The organism is Psychrobacter sp. Choline-02u-9 (assembly GCF_002836505.1).
In the GTDB taxonomy this organism is placed as follows: Bacteria; Pseudomonadota; Gammaproteobacteria; order Pseudomonadales; family Moraxellaceae; genus Psychrobacter.
In genome coordinates, this window is sequence record NZ_PJBF01000045.1 from 46,653 (window position 1) to 70,980 (window position 24,328).

Annotated in this window: 19 protein-coding genes and 1 pseudogene; 9 read left to right on the forward strand and 11 right to left on the reverse strand. The window is 44.7% G+C overall.

All coding sequences use genetic code 11. The annotated features are described in order from the left end of the window. Positions 1-252: 252 nt before the first annotated feature. Positions 253-1,323: a DUF3025 domain-containing protein gene (locus CXF69_RS05550; protein ID WP_102078387.1), complete on the reverse strand. Its 1,071-nt coding sequence runs from the start codon at positions 1,321-1,323 to the stop codon at positions 253-255. Positions 1,324-1,449: 126 nt separating this feature from the next. Here CXF69_RS05550 and CXF69_RS05555 point away from each other — a divergent pair, with 126 nt between their 5' ends. Further along, positions 1,450-2,166, forward strand: a complete 717-nt coding sequence (locus tag CXF69_RS05555; RefSeq protein ID WP_102078388.1) for a metal-dependent hydrolase — start codon at positions 1,450-1,452, stop codon at positions 2,164-2,166. A gap of 59 nt (positions 2,167-2,225) precedes the next feature. Next, positions 2,226-2,813, forward strand: a complete 588-nt coding sequence (locus CXF69_RS05560; protein WP_102078389.1) for a YchJ family protein — start codon at positions 2,226-2,228, stop codon at positions 2,811-2,813. 24 nt (positions 2,814-2,837) lie between these two features. On the opposite strand, the gene CXF69_RS05565 is transcribed toward CXF69_RS05560, so the two are convergent. The 3 genes from CXF69_RS05565 to CXF69_RS05575 all read right to left on the reverse strand — a co-directional run bounded on the left by CXF69_RS05565 (position 2,838) and on the right by CXF69_RS05575 (position 5,324). Continuing rightward, on the reverse strand, positions 2,838-3,758 hold the full coding sequence (locus CXF69_RS05565) for a class II glutamine amidotransferase (protein WP_101205983.1): 921 nt from the start codon (positions 3,756-3,758) through the stop codon (positions 2,838-2,840). After that, positions 3,759-4,088, reverse strand: coding sequence for a hypothetical protein (locus tag CXF69_RS14480; RefSeq protein ID WP_227522960.1), 330 nt, complete (start codon positions 4,086-4,088; stop codon positions 3,759-3,761). A 72-nt stretch (positions 4,089-4,160) separates the two neighbouring features. Beyond that, positions 4,161-5,324: a homoserine kinase gene (locus tag CXF69_RS05575; RefSeq protein WP_101205984.1), complete on the reverse strand. Its 1,164-nt coding sequence runs from the start codon at positions 5,322-5,324 to the stop codon at positions 4,161-4,163. Positions 5,325-5,509: 185 nt separating this feature from the next. Between CXF69_RS05575 and hisF the strand changes: the two genes are divergently transcribed. From hisF to glmS, 7 genes are all read left to right on the forward strand, one after another. Beyond that, on the forward strand, positions 5,510-6,292 hold the full coding sequence (gene hisF, locus CXF69_RS05580; RefSeq protein ID WP_101205985.1) for an imidazole glycerol phosphate synthase subunit HisF: 783 nt from the start codon (positions 5,510-5,512) through the stop codon (positions 6,290-6,292). 185 nt (positions 6,293-6,477) lie between these two features. Continuing rightward, positions 6,478-6,996, forward strand: a complete 519-nt coding sequence (gene ribE / locus CXF69_RS05585) for a 6,7-dimethyl-8-ribityllumazine synthase (RefSeq protein WP_057762077.1) — start codon at positions 6,478-6,480, stop codon at positions 6,994-6,996. A 216-nt stretch (positions 6,997-7,212) separates the two neighbouring features. Then, a complete protein-coding gene (gene nusB / locus CXF69_RS05590; RefSeq protein ID WP_227522961.1) occupies positions 7,213-8,055 on the forward strand; it encodes a transcription antitermination factor NusB in 843 nt (280 codons plus the stop codon). Positions 8,056-8,069: 14 nt separating this feature from the next. Further along, a complete protein-coding gene (thiL, locus tag CXF69_RS05595; protein WP_101205986.1) occupies positions 8,070-9,101 on the forward strand; it encodes a thiamine-phosphate kinase in 1,032 nt (343 codons plus the stop codon). A gap of 3 nt (positions 9,102-9,104) precedes the next feature. Continuing rightward, positions 9,105-9,686, forward strand: a complete 582-nt coding sequence (locus CXF69_RS05600; protein ID WP_101205987.1) for a phosphatidylglycerophosphatase A family protein — start codon at positions 9,105-9,107, stop codon at positions 9,684-9,686. A 206-nt stretch (positions 9,687-9,892) separates the two neighbouring features. Next, a complete protein-coding gene (gene glmU, locus CXF69_RS05605; RefSeq protein ID WP_102078390.1) occupies positions 9,893-11,269 on the forward strand; it encodes a bifunctional UDP-N-acetylglucosamine diphosphorylase/glucosamine-1-phosphate N-acetyltransferase GlmU in 1,377 nt (458 codons plus the stop codon). A gap of 196 nt (positions 11,270-11,465) precedes the next feature. Next, on the forward strand, positions 11,466-13,310 hold the full coding sequence (gene glmS, locus CXF69_RS05610; protein WP_102078391.1) for a glutamine--fructose-6-phosphate transaminase (isomerizing): 1,845 nt from the start codon (positions 11,466-11,468) through the stop codon (positions 13,308-13,310). 301 nt (positions 13,311-13,611) lie between these two features. Here glmS and CXF69_RS14635 read toward each other — a convergent pair whose 3' ends face one another. The 7 genes and pseudogenes from CXF69_RS14635 to recG all read right to left on the reverse strand — a co-directional run bounded on the left by CXF69_RS14635 (position 13,612) and on the right by recG (position 24,104). Continuing rightward, positions 13,612-14,142 carry a zinc-binding dehydrogenase gene (locus CXF69_RS14635; RefSeq protein ID WP_228706743.1) on the reverse strand — a complete coding sequence of 177 codons (531 nt, stop codon included), beginning with the start codon at positions 14,140-14,142 and terminating at the stop codon, positions 13,612-13,614. Positions 14,143-14,217: 75 nt separating this feature from the next. Further along, a pseudogene (locus CXF69_RS14640) lies at positions 14,218-14,439 on the reverse strand (alcohol dehydrogenase catalytic domain-containing protein); the annotation flags it as partial. A 559-nt stretch (positions 14,440-14,998) separates the two neighbouring features. Continuing rightward, positions 14,999-15,934 carry a DMT family transporter gene (locus tag CXF69_RS05620; RefSeq protein WP_101205990.1) on the reverse strand — a complete coding sequence of 312 codons (936 nt, stop codon included), beginning with the start codon at positions 15,932-15,934 and terminating at the stop codon, positions 14,999-15,001. Positions 15,935-16,023: 89 nt separating this feature from the next. Next, on the reverse strand, positions 16,024-16,734 hold the full coding sequence (locus CXF69_RS05625; RefSeq protein ID WP_101205991.1) for an AraC family transcriptional regulator: 711 nt from the start codon (positions 16,732-16,734) through the stop codon (positions 16,024-16,026). A 97-nt stretch (positions 16,735-16,831) separates the two neighbouring features. Next, positions 16,832-19,921 (reverse strand): efflux RND transporter permease subunit, encoded by a 3,090-nt coding sequence (locus CXF69_RS05630; RefSeq protein WP_101205992.1) that lies wholly within the window; start codon positions 19,919-19,921, stop codon positions 16,832-16,834. Next, positions 19,918-21,210, reverse strand: coding sequence for an efflux RND transporter periplasmic adaptor subunit (locus CXF69_RS05635; protein ID WP_101205993.1), 1,293 nt, complete (start codon positions 21,208-21,210; stop codon positions 19,918-19,920). The genes CXF69_RS05630 and CXF69_RS05635 overlap by 4 nt, the downstream gene beginning before the upstream one ends. 530 nt (positions 21,211-21,740) lie before the next feature. Further along, complete coding sequence (gene recG, locus CXF69_RS05640) at positions 21,741-24,104, reverse strand: ATP-dependent DNA helicase RecG (protein WP_101205994.1); 2,364 nt, start codon at positions 24,102-24,104, stop codon at positions 21,741-21,743. Between the last annotated feature and the right edge of the window lie 224 nt (positions 24,105-24,328).

Below are 24,328 nucleotides of genomic sequence, written 5' to 3' on the forward strand. Positions count from 1 at the left end.
ATAAGTTTATGTATGACTGGTGGCTCAATAAATGATTGATCTGTCTTGAATCAATATCGCAGTTTCGCAAAACTGCCTGATATGAGTCAGTGTTAACAAAAGAGATAATCATATCTGTAGTGATTAACAGAAACTCCCTTTTACCATAACAAACATACAAGGCTTTGTTAACGTCTGGACGTTGTCGAATCGTGGCACAATCGTAAACGTAACAATGGTTTAGCGAGCTATTTTTAAGCAATCCCTTTCTATTTATTTTTTATCTTTTTTACGTCGCCCACTGCGGAACACGTAGCTGTCTTCATAAAAGTCAGTATCGGCATTCTCTGCCCAAAAGTGTGGCACCCCTAAGATCGGTAACGGCGCAAGCTGGCGCGGTTTGACGTCATCATTGGATAATAATGTGTCCATGTATTCGGCAACTTTGTCATCCAAATAGCTCATACGTTCAGCTAACGATAAGGTAAAGAATTCTTGTGCAACGTGAATGACAATGCTGTGAGCGCATAGAGGTTTGCGAGGATGTACCAACTGCTCAAGCAGTGCATGGCCAAAGATATAGACTGCTGCCTGAGCACTTGTATTCGGTTGTGCTGGGTTGTCCCATTTAGCACGTGGCTTCACCAAACTTGCCTGCCAGTCAAAATTGACTAATGCCTTACCGATACTAGCATCAGAAGTCACTAGCACTGCGCCATTCTCATCAAAGACAGTAATAGTGTCGCGCACACGCCCTCGACGCTCACTAATGCCCTGCTTTGCGATTTCTAGCATATGGTAGTAATTGAGCATAGCTTTAGTCTTCGGAAAGGTCAGCCAAATACTGCCATTAAACAAGTCATGCAAATTATCACGCGTCGGGATATTGCCAGTTGTGCCGATAAATTGTTCATAGGCCTCCCCTTCAGGCAATGCATTTTGAGAGACAAACTGTAGCGTTTGAGACGCATGACCATGGGCAGGTTTAGTATGCGGTAACGGCTGTTGCAAATATTCAGCCTGCTGCGTCACTGCCGCTTTTAAGACTTTGGCAATCGTGTCAGGCGTATTGATGTCAGAAGCATTTATATCGTGCTTATTTGGGCTTTTCACATTATCCAAACCTTCTGAATCATTCGAACCATCCAAGCTCTTTCTCTGTGATTTCGAGCGACTAAGGTGTTCAATCGTGTTGCTGATATAACTCAATTGAGTAATATGCGATAACCAAGGCACTTGCCAGTCAATAGTAGCAAAGCTGTTATCAAGCTGACCTTCTACTACAGGCAGCTGCTTAGTATGAGTATCAGAGTTAAGTGTGGCGGGTAAATCACTGGCAGGCATAGACGCTCTCTCTTACAGGCTATCTCTATTAGACGTATGGACGGTATATGGTATCATGGTGCGCTTTTTTACTGCTAGATACGCCGCTCGAAAGGACTTTTTGAGCGCTATGGATGAATGAGTTTTATGGCAAATTTTAATACCCACTTAAATGTCGCCTTTATGGTCAGCGGCACACTGAGTTTGACGGTTTATAAAGCTGGATTAATTGATGATTCAGGGTTTTTGGTGTGCGTGGCGCTTGGTACTATCGGTGGGTTGCTGCCAGACTTGGATTCTGATAATTCAACACCGATTAAGCTCGGTTTTAATATCACCTCGTTTATATTTGCCTTTGGTCTGGTCATGCATTGGCGGAGTGATTTAAGCTTACTGGCATTAATAGTATTGTGGCTGGCGGGCTACGGTTTTATGCGTTACGTCGTCTTTCATATTTTTACTACTATGACGGTGCATCGCGGCGTCATCCACTCTGTGCCGTATATGGCGATACTGGGATTGGGTCTGACGTGCTTAAGTTATTATGGCTTGCACCTACCACTGACGACCAGTTGGTTTTATGGTCTGTTTTTATTTGGTGGCGCGATAGTGCATTTGTCATTGGACGAGCTGTATAGCGTCAATTTGTCCAATATGAAAATGAAACGCTCATCGGGTACAGCGATGAAGTTTTATCAGCCAAAAGACAAATGGTGGTATTTGCTCTTATATACTATTCTGGCGCTACTGGTATATGCCGCTCCGCCTTTTGAGGTGTTTTGGTCACGATTAAGTGATCCTTCCGCATGGGCGCAGCTTAAGGTCGGTATATTGCCAGAATTAATAAAAAGCATGCTGCAATAAAGTTATCAAAAGACCATTGAGCCTAAACGAATAAGCCCAAACAAAAATTAGAGTAAAACATGCAATCTTACCCAAGTACTTGCCCGTGCCAAATCAATCCAACAGCAGAGACGGCAGACGCTCCGCTATCCTATCAAAACTGCTGCCAGCCTTATCATGATGCTTTTTATAATGGTGCTTTTTATAATGATGAGGTTGACGAAGCAGATGGTATAAAAGCGGAGACAGCCGAACGGCTCATGCGTACGCGCTATAGTGCGTTTGTACTCGTGAAACCAGACTATATCGTCAAGACCACAGTACCTGCGCAGCAAGGCTTGCTTGACGTTCAGGCGATTAAGAGTTGGGCTAAAGAGACAGATTGGGCAGGATTAGAGATTGTAGAACACAAGCCAAAGCTGGGTAAGAGGCATGCACAGGTTGAATTTAAGGCTTATTTTAATGCTAAAGATAATGCAGGTGATTTAGCAGGAAAAATACAGGCGCATCATGAACTGTCTACTTTTGTAAAAGCTAAACACAAAGCCAACGTTGATACGCGCTGGTACTTTTTAGATCCAACGGTTGCGATGACTGTCAGCCAAAAGCAACCGTGCATTTGTGGGTCGGGTGAAAAGTTTAAACGGTGTTGTGGAAGTTATATTTAAAAAAATTTAGTTATTTATCGTTCCCTAAACACTCGCTCCAACGGCTCGTGCAATTGCAATACCTTCATCAACGGTCAAAAATTTACGCTGGCTTGGACTGTCTTTATAAATGACATCACCATCTTGAAAAATTAAACATTCATTGACTGCCAATTGTTGCCATTTCTCATTTTCAGTCAATGGAACGGTGACTAAAATAGTGACTTTATCTGTGTCTGTGGTCACATCACCAAAATTAATCGCCATATCATCATCAGCGAGTTTGGCTTCACCAAATGGTGCTTTGCGCGTAAGATAAAACAGTAAGCTACCTGCATAAGCCAGTTGCCACCTACCATTGGATATTAAGCAATTAAATAACCCATTGGCAGAGAGATAGCGACACTGGGTGGTCAAGAAATTAAACAGTGTCTTGTCATCAGGGCGTGACTTAAAGCTACTCTTTAGACGATTGACCAAATAGCAAAATGCCATTTCAGAATCAGTTGAACCAACTGGCTGACAGTGTGAGGCATTGCCGTTGTCTTGTAGGCGCTGACAGCGTTTGATAAATTCGCTATTCATCTGCCCATTGTGCGCAAACACCCACTGCTCGCCCCAAACTTCACGGACGAATGGATGGGTATTTGCCAAGCAGTTCTGCCCTTGCGTCGCTTTACGAATATGCGCGATGACATTCATGGCTTTGATTGGGTAGTTATTGACTAAATCGGCGACTGGCGATAGATGGCTTGGACGATTGTCATGAAACAAACGCAGACCCGTTGAGTCATTTGCCGTCTCATCGTTAGCTTTGTCATTATTGCTGCATTCGCTGCGCTCAAAAAACGCAATACCAAAGCCATCTTCATGACTGTCTGTCATCCCGCCGCGCTTGCGAAATCCTGCAAAGCTAAAGCCAATATCTGTTGGGGTATTACAGTTCATTCCTAAGAGTTGACACATTTACAGTTCACCGCCTTTATTGTCGTCTATTATCGAGTTACCTTGAATAGGATTGCTTTGAGCAGCAGATAGCGCATCAAAGTCAGCATCACTCATCTCATCTAGTAAGGCTGCACCATCGGTTGGAATGGTCGCTAAGATACACTGAGCTTCTACCAAATCCGTATCCTCTACCCAGAGAACGATACCCGAGTTCATACCTGGGATAGCGCTGAGCGGTTGCAAGGACACGGTGATGCCGTTATTACGTAGTAGGTTGGCGTGCAGCTCACCCTGCATATTGGTATCGTAGCGCGCCAGTTTGTGCCAGTTATCAACTTGATCGGTCATGGGGTCGCCTCTAAGGTTTCGGTACTAAAATTAGTACTAGCATTGGTACTAGAATAAATGAATAGGCAATGCTTAAGACAATTGATCTAGCGTATATTCTTTGATTGCAAACTCACTACTATTTAATGTTTCCTGCGCTTGCTCAGCTTGCGTGATACTGCTAAATACGCCGACTATTTGATTATCTGGTTTGCTTAATAGTACAAATACGGTATTTTGCGACTTTTCAACATGCGCCCAATGATAAGCAGCCAAGCGTTTCATCAAGTCAGGGTTTTTGACCATGATGTTATCACCCGTACGGCCTTCGGTACGATTGTAGTGAATCACGTTTAGGCGTAATAACCAGAAAATCACTGCTGCCTTTGCCAGCATAACAGGTAGTGCACGGTTTTCGTCGTTATTTAGCGGGCGAATCGATTCATAACCTTGTAAGAACGCTGCCATTTTACTACGATCAAAGTTAACGGATTCGCCTTGTTCTGCAACACCCCACGTGGTACAAAAATCATTGATAGTGATCGCAATATCCATCACATAATGCTCAACGCTGACTTCGGTAAAATCCAACAGGCCCGTCAGCCGCGCTTCGCCTTTTTGTAGATTCCATAAGGTATTGTCAGCGAACATGTCTAAATGGCATAAACCTTTTGGCAAGGTTGCCAGTGGTAATTCCGAATAAGAGCGCCAGATATCGCTCATCAGCTTAGCTTCGTCACCTGGCATAAACTGCATTTCACGGTCGCGCACATCTGCCCATGGGTACAAAGGCACGCCATATTGCTCACTTGGTTGTAGTGCTTGTAGCGTTTCATGCAGCATCGCTAATGCCGCGCCAATATCATGACACATTGCTTGCGTGGTTTGATCTGGATGTGAACCTGTTAGACACGGCACTAGCGTAATCGCTTTGTCTTCATAATGGATGACATAACGCTTATCATCGTTATCCGTTTGCGAACCATTTGATTCAACAACGGCTAGCGGCGCGGCAACTGGTAATTTGCCATTTAATTGATTAAGAATAACGGCCATTTTTTCGATATCAGCAGGTGGACGCTCTTCAAATAAAGTGAATACGTAAGAGTACGTGCCGTCTACATCGTCAGTCGTTTGAATAAACCAGTTTGAGTTTTTAATACCTTGAGTGATCGGAATCGCGCGGGCAAACGACACGCCAAAGCTTTGGCAAAAGGTGGCAAACTGATCATCGGTTAACTGGGTATAGACGGACATGACATCTCACTTATAGCAATTGGATAAGAAGTTAAATAGGATAAATTTATGCGGTAATGACAGCAATTGTACCGCGCATGATAAAACTATGGTGAAAAGCGTAATAATCTTGCGAAAACCTGCCTGAAATAGCAGTGATTTTGCTAGACTAGCGCCTATGAATTGATTATAAGGTGAAAGACCCTATGTTAGCAAAGCGTATCATTCCTTGCTTGGACGTAGACAATGGCCGCGTGGTCAAAGGCGTGCAGTTTGTCGATATAAAAGACGCAGGCGATCCTGTCGAAGTAGCCAAACGCTACAACGAACAGGGCGCTGATGAGATTACTTTTTTGGATATTACTGCGACCAATGATGAGCGCGACACCACTTATCATACTGTTGAACGCATGGCAGAAACGGTATTCGTTCCGCTAACTGTTGGGGGCGGTGTTCGAAAAATTGCTGATATCCGCAATTTGCTCAATGCTGGCGCGGATAAAGTGGCGATTAACTCAGCAGCCGTATTTACGCCGGAGTTCGTTGGTGAAGCCGCGCAGAAATTTGGCAACCAGTGTATCGTCGTTGCCATCGATGCCAAACGCGTCGCTGATATCAACGTCGATGGTATTGTCGTACCACGTTGGGAGATTTTCACTCATGGTGGCCGTAAGCCAACGGGTATCGATGCCGTTGCTTGGGCGAGCAAAATGGCAGAGCTGGGCGCTGGTGAATTACTAGTCACCTCGATGGACGGTGATGGCACCAAAAAAGGCTATGATTTGGCGCTGATGCAGCAAATTACGAGCCGCGTTAATGTACCAGTTATCGCCTCAGGCGGCGTCGGTAACCTACAACATTTAGCAGAAGGCGTACTAGAAGGCGGTGTCGATGCCGTACTTGCCGCCAGTATTTTTCACTTCGGTGAGTACACGGTATTGGAGGCCAAAGAGTATATGGCAGCGCAAGGAATACAGATGCGTCTTTAGCACGCTCGTAATATACAAATAAAACCCAAAAAAATGCTATCATAGCGCTAACCATTTATTTTCGTTCAATTAACTAGGGCAACGCCAAAACAATAGGTGACCGAATCGATTGAACGCATCAGACTATTTAGCTATTTATTGACGCCTATATTTCAATTGAACGCTTATTAAGCAAAGGATTTTTTATGTCGAATTTACAACAGCAGCGCAACGACGTGACTCATATCGATGGTAACCTACATCAAAACGCTGATGCTCGCATTGGTATCGTTGTTGGTCGTTTTAACGGTTTTGTCGTTGAGTCATTAGTTGATGGTGCAATTGATGCCCTACTCCGTCATGGTGTATTGGGTAGCAATATTACCGTTATTCGCGTGCCTGGCGCATTTGAGCTACCTCTTGTGGCCCAGCGCGCTGCGGAATCAGATCGTTTTGACGCAATTGTGGCATTGGGTGCAATCATCCGTGGCAGCACGCCGCACTTTGATATTGTAGCTAGCGAGTCGGCCAAAGGTTTGAGCGCTGTGGCAATGGATTATAATATCCCTGTTGCTAACGGTATCATCACCACTGATAGCATCGAGCAAGCTATTGAGCGCTCTGGTACAAAAGCAGGTAATAAAGGCTCTGAAGCTGCGATGGTTGTGCTAGAAATGATCGCTGTTTTGTCACAGCTTGATATTGATGATATCGATGAAGCTTAAGCCTTAAAGCTCAAATTTATTAGTCTAACTGGTGCTGCTATTGAGCAATAGCAGCACCTTGTAACATGACGCCAGCTATCAACACACTGGCTATTTTTTGAATTTTCGCCGTATTTCTATACCCTTTAAAATTTTGAATAAACAAAGCTAAAAAGCTACTTTGTTAATTTATATTTTGACTGGGTATCATCTCAAAAATTTAGGTACAGACCCCCTATGACTGACCAACTCAAGCGCGCTATCAGCGCTGCGAAAACCGCACAAGCCAATGATGGACAAGCTGAAGCTACCCGTATAGCGAGCAGTAGTGCAGGTGATCAAACCTTCGATATGAGTGAGTCTTCTTATAAGACCAGTCACACCGCTATCCGTAAGGCGCGCCGCTTTGCTATGCAAGGTCTATATGAGTGGCTCGTCACCGACCGCCGCTTTGATGTAGATGGCAAGCTTGGCTGGAAAGCCAATGCTCCACATGATATTGCTGCCCGTACGCGTGCAACCAATGCTATGCATACCGTCCATATCGGTTATTATCATGAAATGATGCGCGACATCCCAGAGCAAATTGAAGCACTCGATGCGATTATCAGTCAGCATCTCGATCGTGAGGTTGATAAGCTAGATACGGTTGAGCACGCTATTTTGTTGATTGGCGCGTATGAGCTGCAAAACCGTGTAGAGATTCCTTATAAAGTCGTGCTTGATGAAGCGATGAAGCTAAACAATCACTTTGGGGCGACTGATGCTCATAAATTGATCAATGCGGTACTGGATAAAATGGCTGGTGAGCTGCGCGCTTTAGAGGTACAAGCAGATACCAATGCCAATCTACGTACGTCACAAAAAGCGGCGGCTAAACAGCCTGAAGTAAGTTCAGCCGATAATATCGAAACTGCTGCTGAAACAGAAAGCGCTATCGTCGATGAGCCGACTGCATCAAACAAGCCGCGTATCAGTGCTAACAAAGCCAACGTTAAACGCAGTAGTGCCAGTAAAGCCAGTGCAAATATCAGTGACTTTAAGGCGAGTAAGAAAAACGCTAACGATACTAAAGATTAAGACTAAGACTAGCCATGAACGAGTTTGAGCTGATTGAGCGTATATTCTCACAGATGCAGGCCACGCATGCGCCATTAACTGGTATCGAAAAAGGTATCGGTGACGACGCGGCTGTGATGGCATTGCCAGCAGGATCACGCTTGGTTAGCTGTATTGATACACTGGTTCAAGGTCGTCACTTTCATGCTGACTGGCAAAGAGTCGACGAATTAGCATTTGCGATTGGCTATAAAGCCGTGGCCGTTAATGTCTCAGACATCGCTGCTATGGGTGCGACGCCGCATAGCATTATGCTAGCGCTGGCATTACCTGAACGTTTGGCAAAACACGAATGGCTTACTGAATTTGCCAAAGGGCTGTTTCATGCTTGCCAGCTGTTTGGCGTGACGCTGATAGGTGGTGATACGACGCGCAGTGAGCGTTTAGTGCTTAGCATCAGCGCGCAAGGGTTGCTCGCTGCAGATACACCAGCCATTTATCGATCAGGTGCGCAAGTTGGTGACAAAGTTTATGTTTCAGGCACACTTGGTGATGCTGCTTTCGCCTTGCAACATCCTGACAGCGCACAAGGTATCGAGTTGGCACATCGTCTACATATGCCAACGCCGCGTATTGCACTAGGTGCAGCATTGGCAAAGATCGGTGCCACAGCGATGATAGATATCTCTGACGGTCTTTATCAAGATCTTGGGCATATCTGTCAGCAAAGCTCTGTAGGCATGCGCATCCATTTAGACAAGCTACCGAGTAGCGAGTTACTAGCCACGGTAGAGTTATCTGAGCGTTTGTTATGTCAACTAACGGGCGGCGATGACTACGAATTAGCGTTTACCTTACCTGCACATATCAAACCGCCTACTGGCAACACACCTGTCACTTGTATCGGCGAGGTAATTGCACTAGCAGATCCGATAGCGATAGATACCAAGTCTCCTGATAACTCACGTCTTGAACTGTTTTATAAAAATCAGCCAGTGACGCCAACTCAGCCCGCACCGTTTTTAACGTGGCCTAATCTTACTGGTTACCAACACTTTACAGGCTAATCCATGACTGATCACGACTTATCTAAGCCTGACATCCGTAAAGCAAATGACTGCCCACCCTTACCAGTCGGTGCTAGCGTGCTTGACCGTGTGGTTTATTGGCTTGGGCTAGGTTTAGGTAGTGGTCTGCCGCGCCGTGCACCTGGCACTTGGGGTACTGTTGGTGGGTTAATCATTGCCATACCATTGTTGAGTTTGGGCTTTGTACCTTTTCTCATTTTGACAATTCTATCTTGTATTTTGGGCGTTTGGATTTGCGGACGTACTGCTGAGTTGATGCAAGGTCATGATGATCCGCATATCGTTTGGGATGAGTGGGCAGGTATTTGGATTACCCTACTACCCTTGTCTTATATGGGGATTGCTGACGATAACTTCTGGCAAAATGTGTCTCAAGAGCTTTCTATTTTCGCCATTGTTTTCGCTTTTATCTTATTTCGATTTTTTGATATCGTTAAGCCGCCACCGATTGGATGGGCTGATAAAAGGGTTGCTGGTGGGTTAGGCATTATGCTTGATGACATCATCGCCGGTATCATGGCAGCAGTAGTATGGGTAGCGGTTATGTTTGGTGTGCTGTTATAAGCTACCCATACTACTACGATACTGAATTGGCTATTCTATAATCGCTTATCCTAGCAACGTTATCAATTTGAACGCTACTCTCCTGCATCGACAATTGATCTATTGTTAGCAGGTTGCATTACAAAGCCTGCACATCACAGTGTTTTTCTAACTGAACATTTGCGCTATAATCCAATATTATATTTTGTTACATTTGCGAGCCTATTATGACATCTCCTCTTTCTGTAATTATTTTAGCTGCCGGTAAAGGCACACGTATGCAATCGGCAAAGCCAAAGGTATTGCAGACATTGGCTGGGAAGTCTTTATTAGGCCATGTACTAGATACGTGCCATCAGCTCACTGTTGATGAAACCATCATTGTTCATGGCTTTGGTGGCGATCAAGTAAAGTCAGAAATTACCAATCAATATACACAAGCATCAATTACTTGGGTTGCTCAAACTGAGCAATTGGGAACTGGCCATGCGGTCAAGGTGACACTGTCTGATTTACCCAAGTCAGGACAAAGTCTCATTCTTTACGGTGATGTGCCATTGGTCAGCTGTGAGACGCTAACGGCATTAAAAACTGCCAATACTAATGGTATGTCGATGCTGACGTTGACTGTCGATAATCCATTTGGATTGGGTCGTATTAAACGCGACCAAGCAGGTAATATTGAAGCCATCGTTGAACAAAAAGATGCCGATGCTGAAGAGCAAAGTATTAAAGAAATTAACAGCGGTATCTACTGCGTCGATAATGCATTACTGCACAAATATTTGCCTGAGCTCTCTAACGATAATGCACAGCAAGAATATTATCTGACGGATATCGTCAAAATGGCAGTTGCCGATGGTATTACTATCGCAGCGATTGAGCCTGAGCATACGTTTGAGATTGAAGGAGTTAATAATCGTCAACAGCTTGCTAGTCTAGAACGCACTTGGCAACGTAAGCTAGTTGCTGACTTACAAGAAGCTGGCGTACAGTTTGCCGACCCTACTCGTGTCGATATCCGTGGTACGTTAAGCGCTGGTCAAGATGTATTTATTGACGTTAATGTGGTGTTTGAAGGTGACTGTACCTTGGGTGACAACGTCTATATCGAAGCGGGCTGTGTCATCAAAAATGCCAAGATTGGTAATGCCTGCTACATCAAACCGTATTGCGTGATCGATCGTGCCGATATTGGTGCTGGTGTTGATATCGGGCCTTTTGCGCATTTGCGTCCTGATACCGTACTATCTGATAACAGCAAAGTTGGTAACTTTGTCGAAATTAAGAAATCGACTATTGGTCAAGGCAGTAAAGTAAATCACTTAAGCTACGTCGGTGATGCAACAGTCGGTACAGGCGTGAATATCGGTGCTGGTGTTATTACCTGTAATTATGATGGTGCCAATAAATCACAAACTATCATCCAAGATAATGCCTTTATCGGTTCCAATGCTAGCTTGGTTGCGCCTGTGACGATTGGTAATACTGCGACTGTGGCGGCAGGTTCTGTGGTTACCAAAGATGTTGATAACAATGCTTTGGCCTTTGGCCGTGCGCGTCAGGTGCAAAAAAATGATTTTCAGCGTCCGACGAAGAAGTAGCCAGCTCGTTGCTAGTGTGATCAATGACCATCACTCTTGAGCAACCCTAAGCAGTACTTCAATCTTTGTGGTACTGCTTTATCGTATTTATAAACTGATATGCCAATTGATGATCAGAGTAATGGATCAGTCGCTAGTCTTTTTATTTTATACCCCACTATATTGAACTACTAAAATTTGAATCTAAGGAATAGCCATGTGTGGAATTGTAGGCGCCGTTGCTGAGCGAAATATCGCTAATATCTTACTTGAAGGCCTAAAGCGTTTAGAATATCGCGGCTATGACTCAGCTGGTCTGACGGTTATTCGTGATGGTGAACTACACCGTGAGCGCCAAGTGGGTAAAGTACAGGCACTGGTTAATGCCGTTGCTATCAATCCAGAGTTTTTTGATGGTCATATCGGTATTGCTCATACACGCTGGGCAACTCATGGTGAGCCGGCACAGCGTAATGCGCACCCACACGTATCAGGCAAGATTGCGGTCGTTCATAACGGCATCGTCGAAAACTACGCTGAACTAAAAGAAGAGCTAATAGCCAAAGGCTACGTGTTTACTTCACAGACAGATACTGAAGTTGTGGCGCATCTAATCCATGATATCTACAAAAAGACACCTGACTTGTTAGAAGCAGTACGCACCATTATCCCGTTACTGCACGGTGCTTTTGCATTGGGTATCGTCCATGTAGATTGCCCTGATGAGCTCATTACTGTACGTCTAGGCTCACCTTTAGTGATTGGTGTTGGTATCGGTGAGAATTTTATCGCATCAGATCAGTTGGCGTTGCTGCCAGTGACTAACCGCTTTATGTATCTAGAAGAAGGCGATATCGCCAAATTAACTCGCAATAGCATTCAAGTTTATGCAGATGGTGTTGAAGTCCAACGTCAAATACATGAAATTGATGCAACCCAGCACAATGCCGATAAAGGCGAGTTCAAACATTATATGCTCAAAGAAATTTACGAGCAGCCAGATGCCGTCGCTCGTACGATCGAGATGGCTTTGGACAATGGTGAAACGACTAAACTACGCGACGATTTTTTACAGCGTCATGAGACACTGTTGTCAGGTATTCGTCATGTACAAGTGATTGCTTGTGGTACCAGTTATCATGCCGGTATGGTCGCAAAATACTGGTTTGAGAACCTTATTCGTATACCTTGCTCGGTCGAGGTTGCCAGCGAATTCCGCTATCGCAATCCTGTCGTCGTCGATAATACTTTGGTCATCTGTATTTCTCAATCTGGTGAAACGGCTGACACCTTATCAGCATTACGTGATATCCAGAAGCAAACACCAGCAGGCTTAGTCAGCTTGGCATTATGTAATGTACCGACGTCATCGTTGGTACGCGAAACAGATATCTTCTTGCCAACGTTAGCAGGACCTGAGATTGGCGTTGCCTCTACCAAAGCATTTACCACTCAGCTTGTGGCTTTGATATTGTTGATATTAAAAGTTGGTGTCACGCAGAAGCGTATGACTGACGAACACTTAAATACGTTATTAAGTGAGTTGCATCAATTACCAGGACAACTCTACGCCAGCTTAAACCTTGATGCTCCTATCAAGACCATGAGTGAAAGCTTTGAAGATAAGAAAAGCTGTCTATTTTTAGGTCGCGGACTACAGTTCCCGATTGCGCTAGAAGGCGCGTTAAAGCTAAAAGAAATTTCTTACATTCATGCCGAAGGTTATGCGGCAGGCGAGCTCAAACACGGTCCATTAGCATTGGTCGATAAAGATATGCCAATTGTGGTATTAGCACCTAAAGACAGTATGTTTGATAAATTAAAAGCCAACATGCAAGAAGTGCATGCGCGTCATGGCGAGCTATTTGTGTTCGCTAGCGAAGCCAGTCAAATGGTCGCTGAAGATAGACTGCACTTAGTATATGTACCTGATGTTTGCGAGACGCTTGCCCCTATCGTCTACAGCGTACCTGTGCAGCTGTTGTCATACCATGTAGCAGTAATGCGTGGCACAGACGTCGACCAGCCACGCAATTTGGCAAAATCAGTCACGGTAGAATAAGAAAAACTACTCTACGACAGCTCTGAAAAGACAAATATTTACCCTTGCTATTGTAAACTCAGTAGCAGGGTTTTTTTATAGTTTTAAAACAACCTACTAGCAGTTTAAAAAAGTAGTAATAATTGCCTGAGCAAAAATTAAATAAAGATACTTATATCCAGCTCCAAATAATCCTCATATTTTAAAAACTGGTGAAAAGCAGAATTTCGATACAAAAAAATAGTGACACTCTATCTATTAATTAGAGTATCACTATTATTGTGCTTATTTGGTGGCTTGTTTTAGTTGCCTGTAACGACGTTTAGTCTCTCTCTAGCACCACTCTATAGCGAGCATTGCCACTCTCTAATCGCTCAAACGCTTCATTAATCTCAGACATTTTGTATGTTTCAGTGACGGGCTGAATATTATGGCGCGCAGCAAAATCTAGCATTTTACGTAGCGTCGCTGGTGAGCCAACTGGCGAGCCTGATAGACTGTTTTGAGCCATAATCATTGGTGCAGCCGATATCTCTAGTGGTGCTTCTAGCAGTCCAACAAAATGCAGCTTACCTTTTGGTCTTAGCGTTTTGATCACGACATCCCAGTTCATATCAACGTTCACTGTTGAGATGATTAAATCAAAAGAACCTGCGGCTTTTTCAATTTCGCTATCATCTCTTGAGTTTAGTGAATGGTGAGCGCCCATCTCTTTTGCTTCTTCCATTTTTGATTCACTGGTAAATGCCGTCACTTCACAGCCCCACGCATTGGCAAACTGCAATGCCAAATGACCCAAGCCACCAATACCAATTACAGCCACTCTAGAAGTTGGTTTGATGTCGTACTGCATAAGTGGGTTAAACACTGTGATACCGCCACATAGCAGTGGTCCTACCGCGTTAAAATCAAGCCCTTCAGGTATCTTGATGACGCTAGTATCTTTTGCGCGTACTTTATCTGCAAAGCCGCCGTGGTTACCGATAATTGTACCTTCTTGCTCAGGGCATAGGTTGTGGTCTCCATCGATGCATAGATCACAAATGTTACAGTACCCTTTATGCCAACTAAGTCCCACTTTGTCGCCCAACTCTAAATGCTTGACGTGCTTGCCTTTATTGAGGACTTTACCTGCAACCTCATGCCCACCGACAAACGGATATTAAGTCATACCCCATTCATTTTGCCACATTGATAAATCACTATGGCAGATACCGCAGCTATGTATTGTCAGTTCAATATAATTTCGATACAAGGAAACCGAGTGCAAGTTATACATTAGTATGCTTAGCGAGGATGACGCTGTAGCGGATTTATATAGACTTGACTATACTTCGATTTCTACTTCGTGATCGCCTAGAGCACCTGGATCATATTCATAAGGCTCAAATTTGCCACCTTTCTCTTTTGCTGCATATGCATTAATCATAGTTATTCCTTATTTTCTAGTTTTTTTAGAGATTAATTTATAGTGATTGGTTTATCGCTCTAGCAGCTATCAATCTATTAGTAAAATTAAAATAGTGCTATAAGAGGTAAACAATTTCTTCAATAAATTTGATTGGACAGACTATAGCAAAGACTGACCCAACTAATCCATTCAACTTACCAGTTTTAGACTAACGTCATACAAAGAGTCATACTTAGTAGGCAATCACTCATCAAAAACACTGCTTGTTATCAGCAACATTGTTTTGCTAATTGTTTGATTACTTATATAGTGCACGCCTTCCTCGATAACCTGTCAGTTTTGGCGTCTTCATTACCTGCAATAAAAGACAGACTATCATGAGTGACATGCCTAGCCAGCCGATAGGAGAGAATATTTCACCGATTATAATGATAGCCAATATAGTGGCCACGATAGGTTCTAGTAACGTGATAAGCGTCGCTTTGCTCGCCTCAATCACTCTCAACGCTTGACCAAAAAGTAAATAACCAAAGAACATCGGCGCAATTGCCAGATATAGGGCAACGCTTATATGTTTTGCATCCAAAAACAGGTTTCCCCCTGTTAATAATAATGATGGCAACAATAAGATCGCCGACAGACCAAACATACTGGCCATCGCTGATTTCGAGTTTACCCCGTTCTCTATCATTTGACGTGCTGTCCATGAGTATGTGGCATAGGTCAATCCTGCAACTAACCCTAACAACACGCCTAGTATTCGATTATTTGCTTGTGCGCTTATATCCAAATATTGGGTTTTCCCTAAAGTAAGAAAAATAACGCCAACCACACCAAATATAAAACTTACCATCCATCGACTAGTGACTCTTTTATTGCTAATTAGACGCTCCATGATAACAGTGAAAAATGGTGCGCTAGCAATTGAGATCACTGTACCAATAGCGACACCTGCCAATCTCATGGAGGAATAAAAAGCCAAAGGATAGATAGCAACGCATAGACTACCGATGAATAAGAGACTGGGTTTAGAAAGTAGTTTCTGTCTATCGCTTAATAAATTATTCTTAGCATTCAATACTAGCAATACACCGCCTATCCCCATCGAAAACGCACCAACGGCTAATGGACTAACGTCAGGTATAAAAGCAGAGGCTGTACCTGTCGTTCCCCAAAGAACACTGGCAGCTATCACACATAAAATAGCACTTAGACTAGATTTATTCTGCAGCATAGTAGCTACCTCTAACGTTATAATGAATAACATTATTATAGAGGGTTATAGACTACTATTTGTGCAGATTAGACGGTTTGCATGTCTGGTTAGACGTGTTTTAATTTGGAAGGGGCAATGCCAAAATATTTAGAAAAGCGGCGGCTAAAAGCACTAACATCCGTATAACCAACCAGTTCGGCTATGATAGCGATAGGTGAATCCGTATGTAGTAACAAAGCTTGCGCCTTTTGCATTCTGATCTTTGTGATGTACTCAGTAACGGTTTGGCTTGTTTGCGATTTGAAGTTCTTTTTGAACTGTGTGGCACTGAGACAAGAGATATCCGCCAACACTTCGACAGAAAGGTTTTTAGCAAAATTGTGATGAATATATGCGACGACTTCTCTAATTCGAGCGTCATATTGCACAAATAGATTTTGTTGTTCTAGAAGCTTATAAAAGGTATCAAACATTAATCTCTCTACTTCAGGATTGATTTGATACCTTAACTGACTTTCTGAAAACTCCAAAAAAGCCAACAATGGAGAACTTATAGAAAAAACAATTTGTGATGCATGAAGCACATTTTCTGGCAACAGATCTGTATCCACAACGATAAACTTTGCATTCTCTTCAGCGCTAAAGTAGTGCTTTTCATTTGCCTTAACGACAACACATTCGCTTGGGATAACTTTTCCAGTATAGCTCCCAACTTCGATATTGATTGCCCCTCGCAAAGGCAAAACAATCTGATGAAAGTCATGAGAATGTCCTCTAGTCTGACGAGTGTATGACCTAATCGAGAGCGTGTTAATCATTCAGCATTTTCCACATTGCTACTATTGTGTCGTGTCTTGGCTCACTATTTGGTTAGCTATTTGGCTCTCTATGAGAAGTGACTATGAGAAGTAACTATTAGGAGTCACTAGGTTTGCCATGTGGAGCCAACCACTTAGCAAACCATCCTGATAGATCATCCATCAAGGTATAGACGACAGGAATAACAACCAAGCTCAATAGCGTAGAGGTCACCAGACCACCCAGTACCGCTGCTGCCATCGGTCGCCTAAAAGTAGGATCTGCATCACCCCAACCAAATACTAGGGGCAACATACCTGCACCCATCGCAATAGTTGTCATGATAATAGGCCGTGCACGCTTGCGGCATGCATCTACGATAGCCTCAAAACGCGCCAGCCCTCGGCGTTGGGCAATCAACGCGTAATCGACCAGCAGGATTGAGTTTTTGGTCGCAATACCCATGAGCATAATAAAACCAATCATCGAAGGCATCGATAAGCTGCTATTTGTAATAACCAAGCCGACAAACGCCCCACCAATCGACAGAGGTAACGCCATCAGAATGGTAAAAGGCTGCAACAAACGACCAAAAAGTAGAATCAGCACGCCTAAAATACAAACCACACCGACGGACATCGCAATGATAAAGCCACTAAAGAGGTCTGCCATGTTTTCGGCTTGACCTTGGTCGATAATGGTAATCGAAGGCGGCAGTTGCTGCATGGTCGGTACTGCTTTTACCGCCTGTACCAAATCGCCAAGCTCGCCACTCGCAGGTTGTACCGTGATACTAATAGCACGCTCTCGATCCAGTCTGCTAATCTGCGCAGGCCCAGTGCCAAAGTCTAGCGTAGCAACCTCACCGACGCGCACGCCTTGACCTGCAGGCATAGTACTCGGCACGTACAAACCTTCTAGCTGACTAACATTTTGCTTAGCCACATCAGGTAGACGTACGACGATTGGTACTTGGCGTGTATCAAGATTAAGCTTGGACAATTGCTGTTCATAGTCGCCTACGGTCGCCACACGTAGAGTCGTAGCGATATCTTGCGTGGTCACCCCTTTATCAGCCATTGCCAATCTATCTGGCGTTACCGTTAGCTCTTGGCGTGGCAGACTGCGATCACTAGTCACAGCGCCTGCACTTGGTAGCCCTCGAATCTCAGACATGATTTTTTGTGCAGTTTGTTCAAGCAATTGCGGATTGGTACTGGTCAATGAAAAGTTATAACCGCTCTCACCCCCACTCGATAGACCGACTGTAAACCGTGCTCCTGGCACTTCTGTCATCAGTTTGCTAATTTTGCGCTCTATCTCTTGCTTAGTGCCTCGTTCTGCACGCGGAGCAAGTACGATATCCAAGCCCGCGATGTTTTCAGCCTTACCGCCGCCACCATCCGACGCACCCATCGACGCCTGCGCCTCTCCCACTGAGGTAAAGATATTGGTCACCTCAGGCATGGCCAAAATGCGAGCACTCGCTAGCGCTGCCACGCGCTCAGTATCTGCCAACGACACGTCAGGTGTCAGCTCAATAGCCACTCGAGTTTGATCGATATCATTATCAGGGATAAATGACGTGGGTAACAGCTTAACCAGAGCTAGCGATGCTACAAATAAAACAAGCGTTGCACCCATGGTCAACCAACGATGATGTAGGGTCCAAGACACAATCTTAAGATAGTACTTCATCATCGCGCTTTGTTTTTCGACGTGCTTTTTCTCAGGTCGCAAGATATAAGCTGCCATCATAGGGGTAATCAGGCGCGCTACCATCAGCGAGGCAAAAATTGATAAGGCAGCCGTCCAACCAAACTGACGGAAAAACTGTCCAACGATACCGCCCATAAAGGCTGTTGGTAAAAACACCGCAATCAAAGTAAAAGTGGTGGCGACGACGGCCAGACCAATTTCATCAGCGGCTTCCATAGCCGCTTCATAAGGCGTCTTACCCATACGTAGATGGCGTATGATGTTTTCGACTTCAACGATTGCATCATCGACCAGCACCCCAATGACCAATGACAATGCCAGTAGTGAGATGATATTAAGACTAAAGCCAAACAGATACATACCTAAAAAGGTAGGAATGACTGATAACGGTAAAGCGACTGCAGCAACGATAGTCGCGCGAATATTGCGCAAAAACAGGAAGACTACTACTACAGCCAACAACCCTCCTTCGATGAGCATTCTTAACGAGGCTTCATAATCTTCTGCAATGGGTGTGGCTCGGTCATAGACTTTTTCAATACTGATATTGCCGACATCAGCAGTCAGCTTGGCAAGCTCCTCATCAACCAGCTCCATCACATCGACTTCACTGGCACCGCGCGAGCGAGTGATGTTAAATGCCACTACGGTTTGACCGTCCAGCTTAGCAATCGAGCTTGGATCTGCTGCGCCATCAGTGATTTTTGCCATACGTCCTAAAGCTTGTGTGCCCCCCGTAGGGACAGCCACTTGCAAATCGTTTAGCTCATTTGCTCGCTCAACAGCACCGAGAACACGGATGGTCTGAGTCGTCTTGCCAACTTCTGCCTCCCCGCCAGAGCTGTCTTGCTGGATACCAGCGATTTGCTGCGATAATTGCGAAATAGAAAACTTCAGACCACTTAACGTAATTGGGTCAGCAGCAACCGTGATCTCACGCTGCAACCCACCAACACGGCTTACGGTACTAACGCCTGGTATGTCAGATAGCCGCTTGGTAACGGTATCATCAACAAACCACGATAGATCCTCCACGCTCATATTTTCAGCAGCAACAGAGTACGTAACCACTGGAAACCCAGCGGTAGATACTTTGGTAATGATAGGATCGTTGGCCGCAGCTGGTAGATCACCACGTACTTCACCGACTGCTGAGCGCACATCGTCTACCGCTTCTTGAATGTCTTTTTCTAAGGTAAATTCGGTGGCAATGGTCGCCGCACCCGTCTGTAACGTGGTACGAATATGACTCACGCCTTCGATACTGGTCAGTTTATTTTCAATCTTTTTGGCGATATCGTTTTCGAGCTGTGAAGGCGCAGCACCTGGTAGCGTCACCGTCACCACCACTGCTGGCAAGTCTATGTCCGGAAACTGCTGGACTTTCATTTTCATGAAACCGTAAATGCCGCCCAACGTCAGCAGTACAAACAGCAAGATAGCAACGAGCGGGTTTTTAATCGAATAAGCGGAGACGTTTAAGCTCATGGCTGTGCCTGCACTGGCTTACTGGTTTGAGACACACCATTAACAACGCGCACTAGGTCACCATCATTTAAGAAGCTACCGCCCTGTTTTACGATACGACTGTCACTTGGCAAAGGCTCTAACACTGCTACGCTCTCGCCCAACCGCTCACCCAATGTCACTCGCTGCTGCTTGATACGTCCCATCGACCGATCGTCTCGAGTAGTCGATTCGGTAACGAGCATCACATAATCATAACCATCATTGCTGACCACGGCGCTATTAGGAATCGTTTGCGTACTGGTACTTCCTAATAGGAATTCGCCTGTTTGATACATGCCTGCACGTATCTTTGAGTTGGCAGCTAGGCTGGCATAAATCGTAATTTGGCGGTTGTTGTCTGCGGTAGGTGCGATGCGGTTTACTTGCCCCATCACTGTATCACCACCGGGTAGGCTGACTTGTACAGGCGTACCGACATTTATATCACCGACAAGCTTAGGATCTATATCTGCTCGCCATTCCAAAACGCCGCCTTTGATAATCGTAAATAATGGATCCCCACCTGCCACTTGACCGACTTCTACCATTTTTTTACTGATAATACCGCTGACAGGAGCGACGACTTTTGCGTTCTCTAATGTCAAACGCTGATTGCTCAAACGGGCTTTGGATGCTTGCAAAGAAGCTCTGGCACGGACTTCCGAGGTACGGTAGCGGTCGGCTTCTTGTTTGCTGATGGCATCGATATCGATCAATGGCAGCACACGTGCAGCATCAGCGCTGGCATTGGCAAGGGTGGCTTCCGCTTCTGCGACATCTGCTTGCGCCTGTAGTACTTGCTGCTCCATAGCATCCGTATCGAACACGGCTAAAACTTGACCCGCTCTGACGCGGTCGCCTTCTTCGACCAAAATACGCTCGATAGCCACACCATTGACTTTTGCACTGACATTCGCAGTATCTTTAGCATTGATGGTTCCATCGGCACTGAGCGTGCTGCCGATATCATCTTGGCTTGGACTGACTGTTTCTACTGAGAGTACTGATTGCTCAATACTGGCATCGCTACCAGTTGCCTGATCGTTTGCGACAGAATTAGCAGTTGCTGACTCATCTGTAGCTGCATTACTATCATTGCCCCAATATTTGCCAAGCAGCACCCCTATCACTAGCACGGCTGCCAACACGGGCCACAACCATATTGGTGGTTTTGCAGATGGCCTTTTAGATACAGTGTCAGTTTGACGATATGGCGGCAGCTCAGATTCAGCTGACGGCTTAGAATGGGTTTCTTCAAAATCGCTCATGATAACTCTCTGTAGGTACAGTCAATATTGAAATACTCGATATAGAATGACTAAAATATCAATCAGTCACAGCAATAATAAAAAGTGGCACGCAATCGAAGCAATGTTTGGATAGCCTGATATAGGGCTATGAGCGTTACTTACAGAGAGTATTACGATGTTCTCTAAAGCACTGTTTATTATTATAATAGTCCATCAAATTATCGAGAATAGCATATATTTAGTCATCATCTTATTTTTATATATAGCGTCTAGCGTTCATAAACTTAATTGAAACTTAGACCGAATACATGTGCAATGTTCAAGGCATATCGACCGGTTTAAAGAAATAAGATCGCGTGCAGCCAGCCGCTGAATATCTGATGTATTCAACGACTGACTATGGATGGAGTATCGTCTATAAAGAATGTTAACGTTGTGGCCATGCTGTTTGATTATATCCAGAGCTAGGTTCAATGACATACTGAACCTACTTGCCGATACCGATACTAAGCACTAAGCATTGATTACTAGACACTAGACACTGGGCACTAGACACTGGTATAGCGACTTGCCTCAGGCATCCAGCGATGAATCAATTGACTGACATCTGCTTTTCGCGCAGGGTCTGCTATCAAATGCTTCGCTAACCGCTGAGCAATGGCAAATAATTGCTCATCACGGATCAAATCAGCCAAATAGTAGCCAACGTTACCCGTTTGACGTTTGCCTAACAGCTCTCCTGGCCCACGTAGCTCTAAGTCTTTTTGAGCAATAACAAAACCATCGGTACTATCACGTAGGACATTTAGTCGCTCAGTACCTGTCTCCGATAGCGGCTTTTGATATAACAGTACACAGAAGCTTTTGGTCGAGCCACGTCCGACTCGCCCGCGTAGCTGATGCAATTGGGATAATCCCAAACGCTCCGCATTTTCGATAACCATCAATGACGCATTGGGCACATCGACCCCTACCTCGATGACAGTCGTCGCAATCAGCAAGTCCAAATTACCTGCTTTGAACTCCTGCATAATGGCTTGCTTATCAGCAGACTTCATTTTGCCATGCACTAGTCCAATACGAATATCTAGACGTTCATTTAAGTCCTCATAAGTGGCTTCGGCTGCCTGCGCATCCAAGACACTAGACGCTTCTACCAGTGAGCATACCCAATACGCTTGCCTGCCCGCTTCGCAATTGATCGCAATACGTTCTATAACCTCGTCGCGTCGATTGCGATCGATGGTTACCGTCGTAATTGGCGTACGCCCCGGTGGCAATTCATCAATGATTGAGGTATCCATATCGCCATAAACGCTCATCGCTAAGGTTCTTGGAATCGGTGTTGCGGTCATGATTAACTGGTGCGGTGTGCTATTAGCCACGCCTTTATTGGTCAATGCCATGCGTTGCTCAACACCGAATCGATGCTGCTCATCAATGATGACTAAGCCTAATTTAGCGAACTGAACTTGCTCCTGAAACAGTGCATGAGTACCGACCACCACTTGCACGGTATTTTCTGCAACCGCTTCCAAAGCTTCACGGCGCTGTTTGGCCGTTTGCTTACCGGCAAGCCAACCGACACCAATACCTAATGGCTCAAACCATTGCTTAAAATTCAGTAGATGCTGCTCTGCCAAAATCTCAGTCGGTGCCATTACCGCGACCTGCCAGCCACTATCGAGCGCATAGCCTGCCGCCCCTGCTGCCACCAACGTCTTGCCAGCACCCACATCACCCTGTACCAGTCGTAGCATCGGAATTGAGGTCGCCATATCCGCAGTGATGTCTTTCATCACTCTTTTTTGCGCACCCGTTAAATCAAAAGGCAATGCAGAAAACAGCTTATCAGCAAGAGGACTGTTGATAGTGCATTTGGGCGCTTTATGCTGATGTAGCTGCTGGCGACGATATAGCAGACTGAGCTGATGCGCAGTCAACTCTTCAATAATCAAGCGCTGGCAGGCAGCATGCGTACGGGCACTGAGTTGGGTGCATAGTTTGTATTGCTGAGACGCGCTGGTATAAGTAGGCGGCGTATGCAGCAGTACCAATGCTTCAAATATCGTTAAGTTATAGACATTGTGCTGAGCAATACTGGCAGCGACGTTATGTATATCATTATCTGCCTGATAGGTAGAAGGGTTGGGTTTATATACGCTATTGCCAATCGCATTGCTAGTCACATTGTCAGGCACGCTGCGTGCTAATGTCGAGAAAATATCTTCGGTATATTCGGCCTCTGATACTGTTGATTTAGATGGCTCAAAAGGCACTAATGGCAAATCGGATACAACTGCAAAATCTTCAGCCGTAAACAATGTCATAGGCAGACCTTGGCTCCGAACCGTTTGCAATGCCAGTTTAATTAAAGTGCGCAGCTTGTTTTGATGTAAACCTTTGACAGTAGGATAAATAGGCTGCAATCCCATATCGGTCATGACGGTATTGTCAGTGATAACTTGATATTCAGGGTGATGTATCTGCTTACCGTAGCGGCTGACTTTGACCTCACCAAATAGCTGTAAGCGCGTTCCCAAATTCATGGTCTGTACCAGACCACGATAGACCTTGAAAAACCGCAATGATATCGTACCCGTATCATCGTCCACCGTCACAGTCATCCCACTGCGCTTGGTATCGACATGGACGATATGACCAGTAATTAGCGCTGACTGTCCATGCTCTATATCGGCGATTGATACCAGTCGACTACGATCTTCATAATCACGGGGCAAATGTAATAGCAAATCGAATATCCGCTTGATATTCAATTGCGCCAACTGCTCTGCGACTTTTACCCCTACACCTGCTAGCGCAGACACTGGCATATCTAGTGCTGACAGCGGCATATCAGATCTAAAGTGATCTAATGAGTTAGATGAGGCATGACTCTCCGATATTGGCATTAAAGATCCTAACAATATTATTTTTAATTTTTGTATGCTAAATCGAGCATTTTTAATAGGCTGTACATGATGACTTGTACCACAGAATAGCCATAACGATAGTACGTATAACAAATTCGACTCATTTCATTATAGCTGACAATACAATTGCTTATGCTAGGCTATTTAGTAAAATAGCATCTATACAGTCCATCTACTATAGATAAACCGCTTCTTCTCATCAT

Excerpts from the sequence above, each read along its gene's own strand:
- CXF69_RS05550 (WP_102078387.1), bottom strand. The coding sequence starts at position 1,323 with ATGCCTGCCAGTGATTTACCCGCCACACTTAACTCTGATACTCATACT.
- CXF69_RS05555 (WP_102078388.1), top strand. The coding sequence starts at position 1,450 with ATGGCAAATTTTAATACCCACTTAAATGTCGCCTTTATGGTCAGCGGC.
- CXF69_RS05560 (WP_102078389.1), top strand. The coding sequence starts at position 2,226 with ATGCAATCTTACCCAAGTACTTGCCCGTGCCAAATCAATCCAACAGCA.
- CXF69_RS05565 (WP_101205983.1), bottom strand. The coding sequence starts at position 3,758 with ATGTGTCAACTCTTAGGAATGAACTGTAATACCCCAACAGATATTGGC.
- CXF69_RS14480 (WP_227522960.1), bottom strand. The coding sequence starts at position 4,088 with ATGACCGATCAAGTTGATAACTGGCACAAACTGGCGCGCTACGATACC.
- CXF69_RS05575 (WP_101205984.1), bottom strand. The coding sequence starts at position 5,324 with ATGTCCGTCTATACCCAGTTAACCGATGATCAGTTTGCCACCTTTTGC.
- hisF (WP_101205985.1), top strand. The coding sequence starts at position 5,510 with ATGTTAGCAAAGCGTATCATTCCTTGCTTGGACGTAGACAATGGCCGC.
- ribE (WP_057762077.1), top strand. The coding sequence starts at position 6,478 with ATGTCGAATTTACAACAGCAGCGCAACGACGTGACTCATATCGATGGT.
- nusB (WP_227522961.1), top strand. The coding sequence starts at position 7,213 with ATGACTGACCAACTCAAGCGCGCTATCAGCGCTGCGAAAACCGCACAA.
- thiL (WP_101205986.1), top strand. The coding sequence starts at position 8,070 with ATGAACGAGTTTGAGCTGATTGAGCGTATATTCTCACAGATGCAGGCC.
- CXF69_RS05600 (WP_101205987.1), top strand. The coding sequence starts at position 9,105 with ATGACTGATCACGACTTATCTAAGCCTGACATCCGTAAAGCAAATGAC.
- glmU (WP_102078390.1), top strand. The coding sequence starts at position 9,893 with ATGACATCTCCTCTTTCTGTAATTATTTTAGCTGCCGGTAAAGGCACA.
- glmS (WP_102078391.1), top strand. The coding sequence starts at position 11,466 with ATGTGTGGAATTGTAGGCGCCGTTGCTGAGCGAAATATCGCTAATATC.
- CXF69_RS14635 (WP_228706743.1), bottom strand. The coding sequence starts at position 14,142 with ATGCAGTACGACATCAAACCAACTTCTAGAGTGGCTGTAATTGGTATT.
- CXF69_RS05620 (WP_101205990.1), bottom strand. The coding sequence starts at position 15,934 with ATGCTGCAGAATAAATCTAGTCTAAGTGCTATTTTATGTGTGATAGCT.
- CXF69_RS05625 (WP_101205991.1), bottom strand. The coding sequence starts at position 16,734 with ATGATTAACACGCTCTCGATTAGGTCATACACTCGTCAGACTAGAGGA.
- CXF69_RS05630 (WP_101205992.1), bottom strand. The coding sequence starts at position 19,921 with ATGAGCTTAAACGTCTCCGCTTATTCGATTAAAAACCCGCTCGTTGCT.
- CXF69_RS05635 (WP_101205993.1), bottom strand. The coding sequence starts at position 21,210 with ATGAGCGATTTTGAAGAAACCCATTCTAAGCCGTCAGCTGAATCTGAG.
- recG (WP_101205994.1), bottom strand. The coding sequence starts at position 24,104 with ATGCCAATATCGGAGAGTCATGCCTCATCTAACTCATTAGATCACTTT.